We start from the raw sequence: 18083 nt of genomic DNA, 5'->3' as shown, positions 1-18083 counted from the left end.
GGTCCCCGGCTCGGCCGGGGACCCGCTTATGCGCACTACGGAGGCGTCAGGCCGTGGCCTCGCCCAGCAGCTTCTGGAGCCGCGAGACGCCCTCGACGAGGTCGTCGTCGCCCAGGGCGTAGGAGAGCCGCAGGTAGCCCGGCGTGCCGAAGGCCTCGCCCGGAACGACCGCGACCTCGGCCTCGTCCAGGATCAGCGCCGCCAGCTCGACCGAGGTGGCCGGGCGCTTGCCGCGGATCTCCTTGCCGAGCAGCGCCTTCACCGACGGGTACGCGTAGAACGCGCCCTCGGGCTCCGGGCACAGCACGCCGTCGATCTCGTTCAGCATCCGCACGATGGTCCGCCGGCGGCGGTCGAAGGCGGTCCGCATCTCGGCGACCGCGTCCAGGTTCCCGGAAACGGCGGCCAGCGCGGCGACCTGAGCGACGTTGGAGACGTTGGACGTGGCGTGCGACTGCAGGTTGGTCGCGGCCTTGACGACGTCCTTCGGGCCGACGAGCCAGCCCACCCGCCAGCCGGTCATCGCGTACGTCTTGGCGACACCGTTGACCACGATGCACTTGTCACGCAGCTCGGGCACGATCGCGGGCAGCGAGGTGAACTTCGCGTCGCCGTAGACCAGGTGCTCGTAGATCTCGTCGGTGAGCACCCACAGGCCGTGCTCGACGGCCCACTCGCCGATCGCCTTCGCGTCGGCCTCGCTGTACACCGCACCGGTCGGGTTCGACGGGGAGACGAACAGGACGACCTTCGTGCGCTCGGTGCGCGCCGCCTCCAGCTGCTCCACGGAGACTCGGTAGCCGGTGGTCTCGTCGGCCACGACCTCCACCGGGACACCGCCGGCCAGCCGGATCGACTCGGGGTAGGTGGTCCAGTACGGAGCCGGGACGATGACCTCGTCGCCCGGGTCGAGGATCGCGGCGAACGCCTCGTAGATGGCCTGCTTGCCGCCGTTGGTCACCAGGATCTGCGAGGGATCGACCTCGTAGCCGGAGTCACGCAGCGTCTTCTCCGCAATGGCGGCCTTGAGCTCCGGGAGCCCTCCCGCCGGGGTGTAGCGGTGGTACTTGGGGTTGCGGCAGGCCTCGACCGCGGCCTCGACGATGTAGCCGGGGGTCGGGAAGTCGGGCTCACCGGCACCGAAGCCGATCACCGGACGGCCGGCGGCCTTGAGGGCCTTGGCCTTGGCGTCGACGGCGAGGGTGGCGGACTCGGAGATTGCACCGATGCGGGCGGATACCCGGCGCTCGGAGGGAGAAGTTGCAGCGCTCATGGCCCCCATGGTCCCAGACCGAGATCCCTGTCGGCACAGGGGTTTCAGGGACCGGACAAGACTTGGACAGCATGCGGACAACATGCGGCCAGGAGTTGTCGGGAGCTATCTGTTCGACGCCGGGCCGCTGAACACGTACACTCACCTGTCGTTGGCCTTCACCAGCCGCACCGTTCCTGCACCCCGGGCATCGGGGAAGATGCGGTAGGTTGGTGGAAACCACAAAGGGTCGTAGCTCAATTGGTAGAGCACTGGTCTCCAAAACCAGCGGTTGGGGGTTCAAGTCCCTCCGGCCCTGCTACACACTCCTTCGCCAGGATGTGTGCGCATGTACGTACTTCAATGCATCGCCGTGCGGCTCCACCGGGCGCGGCACGGCCATGACCCGGAATCAGGTGAGAAGCGTGACGGACGCCGTGGGCTCCATCGACATGCCTGATGCCGAGGATGAAGTACCCGAGTCGAAGAAGAAGGCTCGGAAGGGCGGTAAGCGCGGTAAGAAGGGTCCTCTGGGCCGCCTCGCGCTGTTCTACCGCCAGATCGTCGCCGAGTTGCGCAAGGTTGTCTGGCCGACTCGAAATCAGCTGACGACGTACACCTCAGTGGTGATCGTCTTCGTCGTCGTCATGATTGGTCTGGTGACCGTGATTGACTTCGGATTCCAGCGGGTTGTCAAGTACGTCTTCGGCTGATCCCGCGGAGGGCGCCTCATGGGCGCCCCTTTCGCATGTTCCACCCATTTGTATCCAGGAAGAAGCAGCCACCGTGTCTGACCCGAACCTGAACGACGCCGTCGAGCCGACGGCGGGCGCCTTCGAGTCCGCCGAGGACGAGCTCGAGATCGTCGAGGCGGCGGACGCCGAGGAGCCGGACCAGGCTGAAGCTGCCGACGCCGCCGCAGGTGAGCCCGCCGAGCAGGCCGCTGTGCACACCGAGGACGACGACGAGGCCGCAGAGGCCGATTCCGAGAGCGACGCCGAGCCCACCGAGGCCGACGAGGAAGCCGGGGAGGAGGCCGAGCCGGCTGCCCCCGTCGACGCCGTCACGGCCCTGCGCGAGGAGCTGCGCGGTCTTCCCGGCGAGTGGTACGTCATCCACACGTACGCCGGTTACGAGAAGCGCGTGAAGGCCAACCTGGAGCAGCGCGCCGTCTCGCTCAATGTCGAGGACTTCATCTACCAGGCCGAGGTGCCCGAGGAAGAGATCGTCCAGATCAAGAACGGCGAGCGCAAGAACGTCCGCCAGAACAAGCTCCCGGGCTATGTCCTGGTGCGCATGGATCTGACGAACGAGTCCTGGGGCGTCGTCCGTAACACGCCCGGCGTCACCGGCTTCGTGGGCAACGCCTACGACCCGTACCCGCTGACCCTGGACGAGATCGTCAAGATGCTCGCTCCGGAGGCCGAGGAGAAGGCCGCCCGTGCGGCCGCCGAGGCCGAGGGCAAGCCGGTTCCGGCCCGCAAGGTCGAGGTGCAGGTGCTCGACTTCGAGGTCGGCGACTCGGTCACCGTCACCGACGGCCCGTTCGCGACGCTGCAGGCGACGATCAACGAGATCAACGCCGACTCGAAGAAGGTCAAGGGCCTCGTCGAGATCTTCGGCCGCGAGACCCCGGTCGAGCTCAGCTTCGATCAGATCCAGAAGAACTAGCGGTTTCCCGCCAGTTTCTGGGCACATACCTACCCAGCAGGTCAGACCGGCTCCGCAGCCGGTCTGACCTGCTCGGTTTTTGGTCGCGCAGCTATACCCGTTATCGTTGTGCGGTATGCCTCCATCCGGATGACCGGACGGCGGCGAAACACTCTCACTAGGACCCGGAGAGAGCAATGCCTCCCAAGAAGAAGAAGGTCACGGGGCTTATCAAGCTCCAGATCAACGCCGGTGCGGCCAACCCGGCCCCGCCGGTCGGCCCCGCGCTCGGCCAGCACGGCGTCAACATCATGGAGTTCTGCAAGGCCTACAACGCCGCGACCGAGTCGCAGCGTGGCATGGTCGTGCCGGTGGAGATCACGGTCTACGAGGACCGCTCCTTCACCTTCGTCACCAAGACTCCGCCGGCCGCGAAGCTGATCCTCAAGGCCGCGGGCGTGGAGAAGGGCTCCGGCGAGCCGCACAAGACCAAGGTCGCCAAGCTGACGGCTGCCCAGGTCCGTGAGATCGCCACGACGAAGCTCCCCGACCTGAACGCCAACGACCTCGACGCCGCGTCGAAGATCATCGCTGGCACCGCCCGTTCCATGGGCATCACGGTCGAAGGCTGATTCAGCCCCTCACGTCCTCAGTGGTAGGGCCAAGCGCTGGCCCGCACCACGACTCCACACCCTGAAACCACAGGAGTAGAAGTGAAGCGCAGCAAGAACCTCCGCGCTGCGGACGCCAAGATCGACCGGGAGCGCGTCTACGCCCCGCTCGAGGCCGTCCGTCTCGCCAAGGAGACCGCGACCACCAAGTTCGACGGCACCATCGAGGTCGCCTTCCGTCTGGGTGTCGACCCGCGCAAGGCCGACCAGATGGTCCGTGGCACCGTGAACCTCCCGCACGGCACCGGCAAGACCGCCCGGGTCCTGGTCTTCGCGACCGGTGACCGTGCTGCGGCCGCGGAAGCCGCGGGCGCCGACATCGTCGGCGCCGACGAGCTCATCGACGAGGTGGCGAAGGGCCGTCTGGACTTCGACGCCGTCGTCGCCACCCCGGACCTCATGGGCAAGGTCGGCCGCCTCGGCCGGGTGCTCGGTCCGCGTGGTCTGATGCCGAACCCGAAGACCGGCACCGTCACCCCCGATGTCGCGAAGGCTGTCAACGACATCAAGGGCGGCAAGATCGAGTTCCGCGTCGACAAGCACTCGAACCTGCACTTCATCATCGGCAAGGTCTCCTTCGACGAGACGAAGCTGGTGGAGAACTACGCCGCGGCGCTGGAGGAGGTCCTCCGTCTGAAGCCGTCCGCCGCCAAGGGCCGCTACATCAAGAAGGCCGCTCTGGCGACGACGATGGGTGCCGGCATCCCGCTGGACTCCAACCGCACCCGTAACCTCCTCGTCGAGGAGGACCCGGCCGCCGTCTGAGCCCCAGCGCTCGGCAGTACGCCGTGTCACGTGTGACATTGACGGGCCCCGCAACCTTTCGAGGTTGCGGGGCCCGTCCTCGTCTCCGCATCCAACCGGTGGCTGTGTCGGAGCTGTGGGTTAGCGTGAGGCTTCGAGAGTCGAACGAGGGGTGGAAGTGGACATGAGGACGAGTACCGTGCGACGCGTGAGCCTGTCGGTAGCGGTGGCCGCGGCGCTGACGTCGGTCGCGGCCTGCGGCGGATCGGACAGCGACGGCGGCAACCGCGGCAGCGCCGCGGTGAAGGCCGACCCCATCGCCGCGTTGCGCGACGTACAGAAGAAGACCGGTGGGGAGCGTTCGGCGAAGGTCGAGGGCACCACCCAGATGGGCACCGCCATGTCCATGAAGCAGAGCGGCACCATCGACTGGACCGACGGTCTCACCGGCACCATGGAGATCACGTACACCGGCGGCAGCATGGCGGACGTCATGAAGCAGAACGGTGGCAGCGGCACGATGCAGGCCCGCTATTTCAAGGACGGCTACGTCGTCAACATGGGCGACAACTTCGCCAAGCAGGCCGGCGGCAAGCACTGGATCAGCTACGGCTACGCCGACCTCGCCAAGCTCGCGGGCGCCTCCGGCGAGGCGATGAAGCAGCAGTTGCAGAACACCACCCCCGACCAGGGTGTGAAGTCCCTGCTGGCCTCCGGTGACGTGAAGAAGGTCGGCCAGGAGGACATACGCGGAGTCTCCGCCACGCACTACTCCGGCACCGTCGATGTCGCCGAACTGACCGCGAAGAACTCCGCGCTCGACGCCGACCAGCTCGACCAGCTGAAGAAGCAGCTGAGCGACGTCGGGATCACCACGGAGAAGGTCGACGTCTGGGTCGACAAGAACAACCTGCTGGTCAAGAAGACCGAGCGCGGCCAGATGAAGACCGGCGAGCTGAACTCGACGGTGTACTACAGCGACTACGGCACCAAGGTCTCGGTCGAGAAGCCCCCGGCCGGCGACACGGCCGACTTCGCTGATCTGCTGAAGCAGCAGCAAGGGACCGGTTCGGGCACGCACTAAGACCGACCATTCCCCCCCATCGCCGGGTCGGTCCAAACCTCCCGCACCACCCGAAGAGGGACGGATTTGCTCGGCGCGACCCCGGTCGCGTACTCTCCTACAGAAGCCAAAGACCGCTGGTCGTTGCTGGGCTCTCGCAAGAGGGAACAGTGACCGAAGGATCCGTTGAGCACGGGCGACCTGCGCAGGTGACTGTGGAAAGTTCCCGGATTTTATTCGGTCGAGCTACGCCCTGGCGCCCGCGCCGGGGCGTTTCGTCTTTCCCGGCCCCTTCTGAGCGGTCCTCATCACCCGGAAGGAGGCCGACGCTCATGGCAAGGCCCGACAAGGCTGCCGCGGTAGCCGAGCTCGCGGACCAGTTCCGCAGCTCGAACGCCGCCGTGCTGACCGAGTACCGGGGTCTCACCGTGGCGCAGCTCAAGACGCTGCGTCGTTCGCTCGGTGAGAACGCCCAGTACGCCGTGGTGAAGAACACGCTGACCAAGATTGCGGCCAACGAGGCCGGGATCACTTCGCTGGACGACCAGTTCACTGGTCCGACGGCGGTTGCCTTCATCACCGGTGACCCGGTGGAGTCGGCGAAGGGTCTTCGTGACTTCGCCAAGGAGAACCCGAACCTGATCATCAAGGGCGGTGTCCTTGATGGCAAGGCGCTGTCCGCCGATGAGATCAAGAAGCTTGCGGACCTCGAGTCCCGCGAGGTTCTGCTCAGCAAGCTGGCCGGTGCCTTCAAGGGCAAGCAGTCTCAGGCTGCCTCGCTCTTCCAGGCGCTGCCGTCGAAGTTCGTCCGCACCGCGGAAGCGCTTCGCGTCAAGCTCGCCGAGCAGGGCGGTGCCGAGTAATTCGGCTCGCGCATTGATCGCCGCCCACCAGGGCGACGGTCGCAGCGGGCCGAACGTACGCCCGCCTACATGTACATCCGGCACCTGCCGAATTAGTGGAAGGACGCCATCATGGCGAAGCTGTCCCAGGACGACCTGCTCGCGCAGTTCGAAGAGATGACCCTCATCGAGCTCTCCGAGTTCGTGAAGGCCTTCGAGGAGAAGTTCGACGTCACCGCCGCTGCGGCCGTCGCCGTCGCCGGCCCGGCCGGCCCGGGTGCCGTTGCCGAGGCCGCTGAGGAGCAGGACGAGTTCGACGTCATCCTCACCGGCGCCGGCGAGAAGAAGATCCAGGTCATCAAGGTCGTGCGTGAGCTGACCTCGCTGGGCCTGAAGGAGGCCAAGGACCTCGTCGACGGCACCCCGAAGCCGGTCCTCGAGAAGGTCGCCAAGGAGGCCGCCGAGAAGGCTGCCGAGTCCCTCAAGGCCGCCGGCGCTTCCGTCGAGGTCAAGTGACTCAGGGAGTCTGCTGACTCCTTCTGACTTCCTGTGCCGCACGGCACGGACGTCATATCACGAAGGGCGATCACCCATCCGGGTGGTCGCCTTTCGGCGTACCCGCGGCGGCTGCCTTGCTCTTACGGCGTTGACGAGTATGGTGATCTTCGCCGTTGCCTCTCGGGGCCGGCCGGCCGGAGAGGCGGCCGGGTGAGGGGCCCGGGGGCGGTGTCCCGGCAGGGGGCCCTTGACGAACCGCACGCGGCGCGCAATTCTCAGGACGCGTCGTCACATCGATCCGAATCCGAGGCATGGATCGTGGACGAAGAGGGCAGTAAAGAAGAGCGCACCGCGCGCACCGGCTAGTCATAGGTGTTGAGAACAGCTGTTGAGAGCAACGTGGGTCTCTGAGAACCCCGACTGGACATCAGTGTGCCGTTTGGCTACACTGACCCTTTGCGCTGCCTGTTAGCTGCCTCCTGCCCGTCACCAGGGGCATGCCCACGCTTGAGCACCGATGGCCGAACGTCTCTGACCTGGGATTTCTGTCTCCGTGTTCAACTTGGGACCGGTACGCGCGTAGTGAGTCCGAGCCCTCGGAAGGACCCCCTCTTGGCCGCCTCGCGCAACGCCTCGACCGCGAATACGAACAACGGTGCCAGCACCGCCCCGCTGCGCATCTCCTTTGCAAAGATCAAGGAGCCCCTCGAGGTTCCGAACCTCCTCGCGCTGCAGACCGAGAGCTTTGACTGGCTCCTCGGCAATGCCGCCTGGAAGGCTCGCGTCGAGGCTGCTCTGGACAGTGGACAAGACGTCCCCACCAAGTCCGGCCTGGAGGAAATCTTCGAGGAGATTTCACCGATCGAGGACTTCTCCGGGTCGATGTCGCTTACGTTCCGCGACCACCGCTTCGAGCCCTCGAAGAACTCGATCGACGAGTGCAAGGAGCGCGACTTCACGTTCGCCGCCCCGCTCTTCGTCACGGCCGAGTTCACCAACAACGAGACCGGCGAGATCAAGTCCCAGACGGTCTTCATGGGCGACTTCCCGCTCATGACCAACAAGGGCACCTTCGTCATCAACGGCACCGAGCGTGTCGTGGTGTCGCAGCTGGTCCGTTCGCCGGGTGTCTACTTCGACTCCTCCATCGACAAGACGTCCGACAAGGACATCTTCTCCGCCAAGGTGATCCCGTCCCGGGGTGCCTGGCTGGAGATGGAGATCGACAAGCGCGACATGGTCGGTGTGCGCATCGACCGCAAGCGCAAGCAGTCCGTCACCGTCCTGCTCAAGGCTCTCGGTTGGACGACCGAGCAGATCCTGGAAGAGTTCGGCGAGTACGAGTCCATGCGCGCCACCCTGGAGAAGGACCACACCCAGGGCCAGGACGACGCGCTGCTCGACATCTACCGCAAGCTGCGTCCGGGCGAGCCCCCGACCCGTGAGGCCGCGCAGACGCTGCTCGAGAACCTCTACTTCAACCCGAAGCGCTACGACCTGGCGAAGGTCGGCCGCTACAAGGTGAACAAGAAGCTCGGCGCGGACGAGCCGCTGGACGCCGGCGTGCTCACCACCGACGACATCATCGCCACCATCAAGTACCTGGTGAAGCTGCACGCCGGTGAGACCGAGACGGTCGGCGAGTCCGGTCGCTCGATCATGGTCGAGACGGACGACATCGACCACTTCGGCAACCGTCGCATCCGCAACGTCGGCGAGCTGATCCAGAACCAGGTCCGTACGGGTCTCGCCCGTATGGAGCGCGTCGTGCGCGAGCGCATGACCACCCAGGACGTCGAGGCGATCACGCCGCAGACCCTGATCAACATCCGGCCGGTCGTCGCCTCCATCAAGGAGTTCTTCGGCACCAGCCAGCTGTCCCAGTTCATGGACCAGAACAACCCGCTGTCGGGCCTGACGCACAAGCGTCGTCTCAACGCCCTCGGCCCGGGTGGTCTCTCCCGTGAGCGGGCCGGCTTCGAGGTCCGAGACGTGCACCCGTCTCACTACGGCCGTATGTGCCCGATCGAGACGCCTGAAGGCCCGAACATCGGTCTGATCGGTTCGCTGGCTTCGTACGGCCGCATCAACGCGTTCGGCTTCATCGAGACGCCGTACCGCAAGGTCGTCGAGGGCCAGGTCACCGACGAGGTCGACTACCTGACCGCCGACGAGGAGGACCGCTTCGTCATCGCGCAGGCCAACGCGCCGCTGACCGACGAGCTCCGGTTCGTCGAGCCCCGCGTGCTGGTCCGCCGCCGTGGTGGCGAGGTCGACTACGTGCCCGGCACGGACGTCGACTACATGGACGTCTCGCCGCGCCAGATGGTGTCCGTCGCCACCGCGATGATCCCCTTCCTGGAGCACGACGACGCCAACCGCGCGCTCATGGGCGCGAACATGATGCGTCAGGCGGTGCCGCTGATTAAGTCGGAGGCCCCGCTCGTCGGCACCGGCATGGAGTACCGCTGCGCCACCGACGCCGGTGACGTGCTGAAGGCCGAGAAGGACGGTGTGGTCCAGGAGGTCTCCGCGGACTACATCACCGTGACCAACGACGACGGCACGTACACCACGTACCGCATCGCCAAGTTCATGCGCTCCAACCAGGGCACCTCGGTCAACCAGAAGGTTGTCGTCTCCGAGGGCGACCGGGTCGTCGCCGACCAGGTCCTCGCCGATGGTCCGGCCACCGAGAACGGTGAGATGGCCCTCGGCAAGAACCTGCTCGTGGCGTTCATGCCGTGGGAGGGTCACAACTACGAGGACGCGATCATCCTGTCGCAGCGCCTCGTGCAGGACGACGTCCTCTCCTCGATCCACATCGAGGAGCACGAGGTCGACGCCCGTGACACCAAGCTCGGCCCGGAGGAGATCACCCGGGACATCCCGAACGTCTCCGAAGAGGTCCTCGCCGACCTCGACGAGCGCGGCATCATCCGTATCGGTGCCGAGGTCGTCGCCGGTGACATCCTCGTCGGCAAGGTCACGCCCAAGGGTGAGACCGAGCTGACCCCCGAGGAGCGCCTGCTCCGCGCGATCTTCGGTGAGAAGGCGCGCGAGGTGCGCGACACCTCGCTGAAGGTGCCGCACGGTGAGATCGGCAAGGTCATCGGCGTCCGCGTCTTCGACCGTGAAGAGGGCGACGAGCTGCCGCCGGGCGTGAACCAGCTGGTCCGCGTCTACGTCGCGCAGAAGCGCAAGATCACCGATGGTGACAAGCTCGCCGGCCGTCACGGCAACAAGGGCGTCATCTCGAAGATCCTCCCGATCGAGGACATGCCGTTCCTGGAGGACGGCACCCCGGTCGACATCATCCTCAACCCGCTGGGTGTCCCGTCCCGAATGAACCCGGGACAGGTCCTGGAGATCCACCTCGGCTGGCTCGCCAGCCGCGGCTGGGACGTCTCCGGCCTCGGTGAAGAGTGGGCCAAGCGCCTGCAGGCCATCGGCGCCGACCAGGTCGCCCCCGGCACCAACGTCGCCACCCCCGTCTTCGACGGTGCGCGCGAGGACGAGATCTCCGGTCTCTTCGAGGCCACGATCCCGAACCGCGACGGCGACCGCCTGGTCCAGCCCTCCGGCAAGGCCAACCTGTTCGACGGCCGCTCCGGTGAGCCGTTCCCCGAGCCGGTTTCGGTCGGGTACATGTACATCCTCAAGCTCCACCACCTCGTCGACGACAAGCTGCACGCTCGTTCGACGGGTCCGTACTCCATGATCACCCAGCAGCCGCTGGGTGGTAAGGCTCAGTTCGGTGGACAGCGCTTCGGTGAGATGGAGGTGTGGGCCCTTGAGGCTTATGGCGCCGCATACGCCCTCCAGGAGCTCCTGACGATCAAGTCCGACGACGTGACCGGCCGCGTGAAGGTCTACGAGGCCATCGTCAAGGGCGAGAACATCCCCGAGCCGGGCATTCCCGAGTCCTTCAAGGTGCTCATCAAGGAAATGCAGTCGCTCTGCCTCAACGTGGAGGTGCTGTCCTCGGACGGCATGTCCATCGAGATGCGCGACACGGACGAGGACGTCTTCCGCGCGGCGGAGGAACTCGGTATCGACCTGTCCCGGCGCGAGCCGAGCAGCGTCGAAGAGGTCTGACGGGTTGGCCGGCCGGATCCCCGTGATCCGGCCGGCTCTCCCCGGACCCGTTCAGACCATTGCTGAAGTGCCCCGATTTCTCGCGTGACGCGAGGGGGCTCGAACCCCCGAAAGAGGGATTGACGACAAGTGCTCGACGTCAACTTCTTCGACGAGCTGCGGATCGGCCTTGCCACCGCGGACGACATCCGGACCTGGTCCCACGGCGAAGTGAAGAAGCCGGAGACCATCAACTACCGCACGCTCAAGCCCGAAAAGGACGGACTCTTCTGCGAGAAGATCTTCGGTCCGACCCGGGACTGGGAGTGCTACTGCGGCAAGTACAAGCGTGTCCGCTTCAAGGGCATCATCTGTGAGCGCTGTGGCGTCGAGGTCACGCGCGCCAAGGTGCGTCGTGAGCGCATGGGCCACATCGAGCTTGCCGCTCCCGTCACCCACATCTGGTACTTCAAGGGCGTCCCGTCGCGCCTGGGCTACCTCCTCGACCTCGCGCCGAAGGACCTCGAGAAGGTCATCTACTTCGCCGCGTACATGATCACGTTCGTGGACGAGGAGCGCCGTACGCGTGACCTGCCCTCGCTGGAGGCGCACGTCTCCGTCGAGCGTCAGCAGGTCGAGAACCGTCGCGACGCCGACCTCGAGGCCCGCGCCAAGAAGCTCGAGACCGACCTGGCCGAGCTCGAGGCCGAGGGTGCCAAGGCCGACGTGCGCCGCAAGGTGCGCGAAGGTGCCGAGCGCGAGATGAAGCAGCTGCGCGACCGTGCGCAGCGCGAGATCGACCGTCTCGACGAGGTGTGGAGCCGCTTCAAGAACCTCAAGGTCCAGGACCTGGAGGGCGACGAGCTGCTCTACCGCGAGCTGCGTGACCGCTTCGGCACGTACTTCGACGGCTGCATGGGTGCCGCTGCTCTGCAGAAGCGCCTTGAGTCGTTCGACCTCGACGAGGAGGCCGAGCGCCTCCGCGAAATCATCCGTACCGGCAAGGGCCAGAAGAAGACCCGTGCGCTCAAGCGCCTCAAGGTCGTCTCCGCGTTCCTGCAGACCAGCAACAAGCCCAAGGGCATGGTGCTCGACTGCGTGCCGGTCATCCCGCCGGACCTGCGTCCGATGGTGCAGCTGGACGGTGGCCGCTTCGCGACCTCCGACCTGAACGACCTGTACCGCCGTGTGATCAACCGCAACAACCGCCTCAAGCGTCTCCTTGACCTCGGTGCCCCCGAGATCATCGTGAACAACGAGAAGCGGATGCTGCAGGAGGCCGTCGACGCACTGTTCGACAACGGCCGCCGCGGTCGCCCGGTCACCGGTCCCGGTAACCGCCCGCTCAAGTCCCTCAGCGACATGCTGAAGGGCAAGCAGGGTCGATTCCGTCAGAACCTTCTCGGTAAGCGTGTGGACTACTCCGCGCGTTCCGTGATCGTCGTCGGCCCGCAGCTCAAGCTGCACCAGTGCGGTCTGCCGAAGGCCATGGCGCTGGAGCTCTTCAAGCCGTTCGTGATGAAGCGCCTGGTCGACCTGAACCACGCGCAGAACATCAAGTCGGCCAAGCGCATGGTCGAGCGCGGCCGCACCGTGGTGTACGACGTCCTCGAAGAGGTCATCGCCGAGCACCCGGTGCTGCTGAACCGTGCACCGACCCTGCACCGCCTCGGCATCCAGGCCTTCGAGCCGCAGCTGGTCGAGGGCAAGGCCATCCAGATCCACCCGCTCGTCTGCACCGCGTTCAACGCGGACTTCGACGGTGACCAGATGGCCGTGCACCTGCCGCTCTCCGCGGAGGCGCAGGCCGAGGCCCGCATCCTGATGCTGTCCTCGAACAACATCCTGAAGCCGGCCGACGGTCGTCCCGTCACCATGCCGACCCAGGACATGGTGCTGGGCCTGTTCTTCCTCACCACGGACGAGGAGGAGCGCAAGGTCGTCGGCCAGGGCCGTTCCTTCGGTTCCACGGCCGAGGCGATCATGGCCTTCGACGCCCGCGAGCTGTCGCTCCAGGCGAAGGTCGACATCCGCTTCCCGGTGGGCACCATCCCGCCGCGTGGCTGGGTGCCGCCGGTCGCCGAGGAGGGTGAGCAGGAGTACCAGCAGGGCGACACGTTCCGGCTGCGTACGTCCCTGGGCCGCGCGCTCTTCAACGAGCTGCTGCCCGAGGACTACCCGTTCGTCGACTACTCGGTCGGCAAGAAGCAGCTCTCCGAGATCGTCAACGACCTCGCCGAGCGCTACCCCAAGGTCATCGTGGCGGCGACGCTCGACAACCTGAAGGCGGCGGGCTTCTACTGGGCGACCCGTTCCGGTGTCACCGTGGCCATCTCCGACGTCGTGGTCCCCGAGGCCAAGAAGGCGATCGTCGCCGGCTACGAGGCGCAGGACGAGAAGGTCCAGAAGCAGTACGAGCGCGGTCTGATCACCAAGGACGAGCGCACGCAGGAGCTCATCGCGATCTGGACCAAGGCGACCAACGAGGTTGCCGAGGCGATGAACGCGAACTTCCCCAAGACGAACCCCATCTTCATGATGGTTGACTCGGGTGCCCGAGGAAACATGATGCAGATGCGTCAGATCGCCGGTATGCGTGGTCTGGTGTCCAACGCCAAGAACGAGACGATCCCGCGTCCCATCAAGGCGTCCTTCCGTGAGGGCCTCACCGTTCTGGAGTACTTCATCTCCACGCACGGTGCCCGTAAGGGTCTGGCGGACACCGCCCTGCGTACCGCCGACTCGGGTTACCTGACCCGTCGTCTGGTGGACGTCTCGCAGGACGTGATCATTCGCGAGGAGGACTGCGGCACCGACCGCGGCCTCAAGCTGAAGATCGCCGTCAAGGGTGCGGACGGTGTGCTCCGCAAGACGGAGGACGTCGAGACCTCGGTCTACGCCCGCATGCTCGCCGAGGACGTCGTCGTCGACGGCAAGGTCATCGCGCCTGCCAACGTCGACCTCGGTGACGTCCTGATCGACGCCCTGGTGGGCGCCGGCGTCGAGGAGGTCAAGACCCGTTCGGTCCTGACCTGTGAGTCCGCGGTCGGCACCTGTGCCTTCTGCTACGGACGCTCGCTCGCCACCGGCAAGCTGGTCGACATCGGTGAGGCGGTCGGCATCATCGCCGCCCAGTCCATCGGTGAGCCCGGTACCCAGCTGACGATGCGTACCTTCCACACCGGTGGTGTGGCCGGTGACGACATCACCCAGGGTCTGCCCCGAGTCGTCGAGCTCTTCGAAGCCCGTACGCCCAAGGGTGTCGCCCCGATCTCGGAGTCCGCGGGCCGGGTCCGGATCGAGGAGACCGAGAAGACCAAGAAGCTCGTGGTCACGCCGGACGACGGCAGCGACGAGATCCCCTTCCCGATCTCGAAGCGCGCCCGTCTGCTGGTGGGCGAGGGCGACCACGTCGAGGTGGGCCAGAAGCTCACCGTGGGTGCCACCAACCCGCACGACGTGCTGCGGATCCTCGGTCAGCGCGCGGTCCAGGTCCACCTGGTCGGCGAGGTCCAGAAGGTCTACAACTCGCAGGGTGTGTCGATCCACGACAAGCACATCGAGATCATCATCCGGCAGATGCTGCGCCGCGTGACGATCATCGAGTCCGGCGACGCGGAGCTGCTGCCGGGCGAGCTCGTCGAGCGCTCGAAGTTCGAGACCGAGAACCGTCGTGTGGTCACCGAGGGCGGTCACCCCGCCTCCGGCCGTCCGCAGCTGATGGGTATCACCAAGGCCTCGCTCGCCACCGAGTCGTGGCTGTCGGCGGCGTCCTTCCAGGAGACGACCAGGGTTCTGACCGACGCGGCGATCAACGCCAAGTCGGACTCCCTGATCGGCCTCAAGGAGAACGTCATCATCGGTAAGCTCATCCCGGCCGGTACGGGTCTGTCCCGCTACCGCAACATCCGGGTCGAGCCGACCGAGGAGGCCAAGGCCGCGATGTACTCGGCCGTCGGCTACGACGACATCGACTACTCGCCGTTCGGCACGGGCTCCGGCCAGGCCGTTCCGCTGGAGGACTACGACTACGGTCCGTACAACCAGTAAGTAGTTGTTCCGAAGGGCGGTCACCTCGTTCCGTACGAGGTGACCGCCCTTCGGCGTTCTCTCAGCGCTGAGGCTCGAGGTGTGGGCGCAGCCGATCCAGCCTGGTCGCGAAGTCCGGGTGGGTGGAGAGGAGCTTGGCCAGTGTGCCGGGCTCCTCCGGCGGCTTTCCGGCCATGGCCACGGCCTGGAAACGGGCCTGCTGTTCCATGGCGTGCATGGTGTGCAGGACATGCGCGAGGTCGGGCGCGAAGCCCAGGGACGCGGCGTGCTGGTCGGCGCGCAGCTCTGAGCGGCGGCCGACCGCGGCCATCAGATACGGGATGGCTAGCAGCACCAGCGGCAGCCCGTAGAGCACGGTGATCGTGGCGATGGTGACGGCGCCGATGACCACGATCAGGGCTGCGGTGGCCAGGCAGGAGATGTAGCTGGCGACCGTGACTGTGAAGACCATGATCGTACGGATCACTCGCCAGGCGATCCGGCCCGGCAGCGAGTACCAGTATCCGAGGAGGGACGTCCAGGCGTGGCCGCCGGTGTGGTGGCCGAGCTCATGGGCCAGTACGGCGGCCAGCTGGGCGCTCGGGAGGCGCTCCAGGGCGAACTGGGTTACGCCGACGATGTGGCCCGCCGCCGCGTATGCGTTCAGGTCCTGGCTGTTCTCGATCCAGAGGTCGTACTGCCGGCCCTCCACGCCCGCGCGTGCGGTTACCTTGCGCCATACCGGTTCGAGCCGGGCCGCCTCCTGCGGCAGCGGACGCCGTAGCTTCAGCAGGTAGCGGGCGAAGTAATCCTCGGTGGGGCGGTGGAAGACGAGTGCGCCGGAGGCGAGCCAGGCGAGGGCCAGGAGCCAGGCGGGCAGACTGGTGATGGCTTCCACGATGGTGGCCAGCAGCACGACCACGATCAGGCTCATCAGGAACCCGGGTAAATGCAGCGCCAGTTGACCCAGTGCCGTGGCGTCGGCGCCGCGTTGGTGGGCCTTGTAGTGGACGCGGTTGCCCGGGGCGTTCTGGTAGTCGAGGTTGTCGGGGGCCTGCTGGTACTGCGGTGGGGTGTGGGGCGGAGTGGGCGGTGGGGCCTGCGGCGATATGGGAGCGGGGGGCTGTGTGGGCTGTGGGTTGGGCAGTGCGGATGAGGCCTGCGGGTACGCGGGTGGCGGTGTGGAGGCCGAGGTGGGCTGGGGGTACTGCGGAGGGCGGACCTGGTACTGGGGGTACTGCGGAGGGACGGACTGGGCCTGGGGGTATGGCGGCGGTACGGGGCCGGGCTGGGAGGGCTGCGGGTACTGCGGTGCCAGGGACGCGGGTTCGGGCGTTTGGGACATGGTTGTCCTTCTGGAGAGTGGGGACGGAGCGTGCTAATCGATGAGCACGGATGCGGGGAGCAGCGTCATACCTACGCAGAACGCCAGCAGGCCACGGCGTATCCACTGGTGCTTGAGCGCGGCGATCCTGCTGTTCTCGGCGAGTGCCGCCATGAGTGAGGCCGACGGGTCGCGTTCGGTCTCGGCGAGTGCCTGGGCCAGCTGTTCCTGCTGTACGGCCTGTTGGATGTCTCCGAAATACGAGAGCGGGGCGCCCGGGGTCCATTTGCTGGTGCGGTAGCGGGGCACTACGACCATGAGCAGCGCCACCAGGGCGGCGGCGAGTGCCGCCGTACCGGACCACCAGAACACGGCTCCGGTGGTGGACAGAGTGCTCGGCCGCCAGCCGCGCCCGGCGAAGAGGCCGCTGGCCGCGCCTGCGGTGGTACCGATGGCGGCGACCAGGACATTCGCCTTGCTGTCGGCCCGGGCTATCTCCGACCGCAGTTCGGCGAGCAGGCGCGTGGCGGCCTCTGAACCAGTCGCCGGTCCAGTGGTGGTCATTGCGGGCCCGCTCCGTCTTCCGTACCGGCCGGGTCCTGCGTACCGGCCGGGTCCTGCGTGGCGGCGGGCGGTGGCGGCGGCGGGGCCTGGGGCACGCTGCCGTAACCGGGAGGCGGCTGCCAGCCCGCGAAGCCGCTGCCGGGCGCTGGAGGAGCGGGCGGCGGGGGCGTGGGAGCCGGAGCGGGCTGCGGGGGCGTGGGAGGTGCAGGGGGTGCCTGGGGCGTCGGCGGCACGGAGTCCTGCGGGCCCTGCAGCGAGCCCGGATACGACGGGAGCTGAGGCGACGGCTCGCCCTGCTGCGGCACTCCCGGCAGGCGCTGGTTGAGGATGTCGCTCATCGCGCGCAACGCCAGCTGCTTGGGGCCCTCCAGCTCGTAGTTTTCCGCGCCGTCGCCGCCGAGGAGCTGGCCGACCAGGTCCATCTGTGCCTGGATCATGCGGAGCTGGTCCTCGCGCATGCTGTTCATGACGAGTGCGGAGTCCTCGGGGTGCTGCGCCAGGTGCAGGGCCCAGGAGTGCACTCCGCCCTGTTGCAGATGCCACTGGTAGAAGTTGATCTTCTCGGCCTCCACTTGCTGCCGCTCCACCTGCTGGCGGCTCTCCAGCATGGCTCGCTCGTGCTCCCACCTCTGCTGCTGGAGCTGGAGCTCCTGCTGCTGGTGCCCGTAGGACAGAGCGCGGCCCACGGTGAGTTCGTCCTGCCGGCGGCTGCGCCGGTCCAGCTCGACGTCGTAGTCCATACCCCGCTGCTCGGTGAGAATCTGCTCGGTGGCGTTGTGGTGGATGGCCTGCATCCGGAGCTGGTGGTCGATGTTCTCCTGGTCCCTGCGCAGCCGTACGGTCCAGGTCACCTGCAGCCCGGCGGCGGATCCGAGCGGACCGCGTGCGGTCAGGGCCGCCAGGATCTCCTGCTCGGCGGCCGCGCTTGCGGCGATGGCGTGCCTGCGTGCGATCGGACGGGCGGCCTGCTCCAGTTCGCCGAGGAGCAGCTTCGGCACGTCCCGGTGGCCGCCGGCCACGAAGTGGCCCGGATCGCCGACCTGCCAGGCGAGGTCGGCGATCACTCCGAACTCGAAGGCGTCGTTGTTGCTGGGTAGCTTGATCTCCGCCCGGACATGGTGGATGGCCATGTCGACCTCGTACACCGAGGTGTACCGCTTGGAGGCGGCCTCGGTGCGGGTCGGCCGCAGCGGCGGCAGATAGGTGTCGAACGAACCCTTGGGGGTCGAGAAGACCAGGGCGTGGTCGATGCGGGTGAGAGACTTGCGGGCGAACTCGAAGCGCGACAGCTGCCGCACGGTGATGACCGGGTCGATCAACTGGCTGTGCCGGTCGGCTGGTTGTTCCCAGTCGATTGTTGGGGCCATGC

At 66.8% G+C, this 18083-nt stretch carries 13 protein-coding genes and 1 tRNA gene; 10 read left to right on the top strand and 4 right to left on the bottom strand.

Translation table 11 applies throughout. The features are described 5' to 3' along the window. Positions 1-46: 46 nt before the first annotated feature. Positions 47-1273, bottom strand: a complete 1227-nt coding sequence (locus tag ABTZ94_RS09040) for a pyridoxal phosphate-dependent aminotransferase (RefSeq protein ID WP_351198983.1) — start codon at positions 1271-1273, stop codon at positions 47-49. Between the two features lie 225 nt (positions 1274-1498). Here ABTZ94_RS09040 and ABTZ94_RS09035 point away from each other — a divergent pair. The 10 genes from ABTZ94_RS09035 to ABTZ94_RS08990 all read left to right on the top strand — a co-directional run bounded on the left by ABTZ94_RS09035 (position 1499) and on the right by ABTZ94_RS08990 (position 14847). Further along, positions 1499-1571: transfer RNA gene (locus ABTZ94_RS09035), tRNA-Trp, on the top strand. Positions 1572-1677: 106 nt separating this feature from the next. Next, a complete protein-coding gene (secE, locus tag ABTZ94_RS09030; RefSeq protein WP_351198981.1) occupies positions 1678-1965 on the top strand; it encodes a preprotein translocase subunit SecE in 288 nt (95 codons plus the stop codon). A 73-nt stretch (positions 1966-2038) separates the two neighbouring features. Next, the gene (gene nusG / locus ABTZ94_RS09025) at positions 2039-2923 is read left to right on the top strand and encodes a transcription termination/antitermination protein NusG (protein ID WP_351198979.1); all 885 of its coding nucleotides are present in this window, start codon (positions 2039-2041) and stop codon (positions 2921-2923) included. 176 nt (positions 2924-3099) lie between these two features. Beyond that, the gene (gene rplK / locus ABTZ94_RS09020; protein WP_006126872.1) at positions 3100-3534 is read left to right on the top strand and encodes a 50S ribosomal protein L11; all 435 of its coding nucleotides are present in this window, start codon (positions 3100-3102) and stop codon (positions 3532-3534) included. Between the two features lie 81 nt (positions 3535-3615). Next, positions 3616-4338, top strand: coding sequence for a 50S ribosomal protein L1 (gene rplA, locus ABTZ94_RS09015; protein ID WP_351198977.1), 723 nt, complete (start codon positions 3616-3618; stop codon positions 4336-4338). 163 nt (positions 4339-4501) lie between these two features. Further along, a complete protein-coding gene (locus ABTZ94_RS09010) occupies positions 4502-5401 on the top strand; it encodes an SCO4651 family lipoprotein (protein WP_351198975.1) in 900 nt (299 codons plus the stop codon). A 311-nt stretch (positions 5402-5712) separates the two neighbouring features. Next, entirely contained in the window at positions 5713-6243 is a 531-nt protein-coding gene (gene rplJ / locus ABTZ94_RS09005) for a 50S ribosomal protein L10 (protein WP_328310989.1), read from the top strand. Positions 6244-6354: 111 nt separating this feature from the next. After that, positions 6355-6738 (top strand): 50S ribosomal protein L7/L12, encoded by a 384-nt coding sequence (rplL, locus tag ABTZ94_RS09000; RefSeq protein ID WP_010058811.1) that lies wholly within the window; start codon positions 6355-6357, stop codon positions 6736-6738. Between the two features lie 594 nt (positions 6739-7332). Beyond that, positions 7333-10818, top strand: a complete 3486-nt coding sequence (gene rpoB, locus ABTZ94_RS08995; protein ID WP_351198972.1) for a DNA-directed RNA polymerase subunit beta — start codon at positions 7333-7335, stop codon at positions 10816-10818. A gap of 129 nt (positions 10819-10947) precedes the next feature. Continuing rightward, entirely contained in the window at positions 10948-14847 is a 3900-nt protein-coding gene (locus tag ABTZ94_RS08990; protein WP_351198970.1) for a DNA-directed RNA polymerase subunit beta', read from the top strand. 61 nt (positions 14848-14908) lie between these two features. On the opposite strand, the gene ABTZ94_RS08985 is transcribed toward ABTZ94_RS08990, so the two are convergent. Genes ABTZ94_RS08985 through ABTZ94_RS08975 form a run of 3 tightly spaced genes read right to left on the bottom strand, consistent with a single transcriptional unit; the run spans position 14909 to position 18081 of the window. After that, entirely contained in the window at positions 14909-16171 is a 1263-nt protein-coding gene (locus ABTZ94_RS08985; protein ID WP_351198968.1) for a M48 family metalloprotease, read from the bottom strand. A 33-nt stretch (positions 16172-16204) separates the two neighbouring features. After that, positions 16205-16714: a Pycsar system effector family protein gene (locus ABTZ94_RS08980; protein WP_351198966.1), complete on the bottom strand. Its 510-nt coding sequence runs from the start codon at positions 16712-16714 to the stop codon at positions 16205-16207. Beyond that, entirely contained in the window at positions 16711-18081 is a 1371-nt protein-coding gene (locus ABTZ94_RS08975) for a hypothetical protein (RefSeq protein ID WP_351198964.1), read from the bottom strand. The genes ABTZ94_RS08980 and ABTZ94_RS08975 overlap by 4 nt, the downstream gene beginning before the upstream one ends. Between the last annotated feature and the right edge of the window lie 2 nt (positions 18082-18083).

Origin of the sequence: Streptomyces sp. NPDC002785, from assembly GCF_040295565.1 — a bacterium.
Taxonomy (GTDB): domain Bacteria; phylum Actinomycetota; class Actinomycetes; order Streptomycetales; family Streptomycetaceae; genus Streptomyces.
Note: the sequence above shows the minus strand (reverse complement) of the source record. Positions and strands in the feature narration are given on the sequence as shown.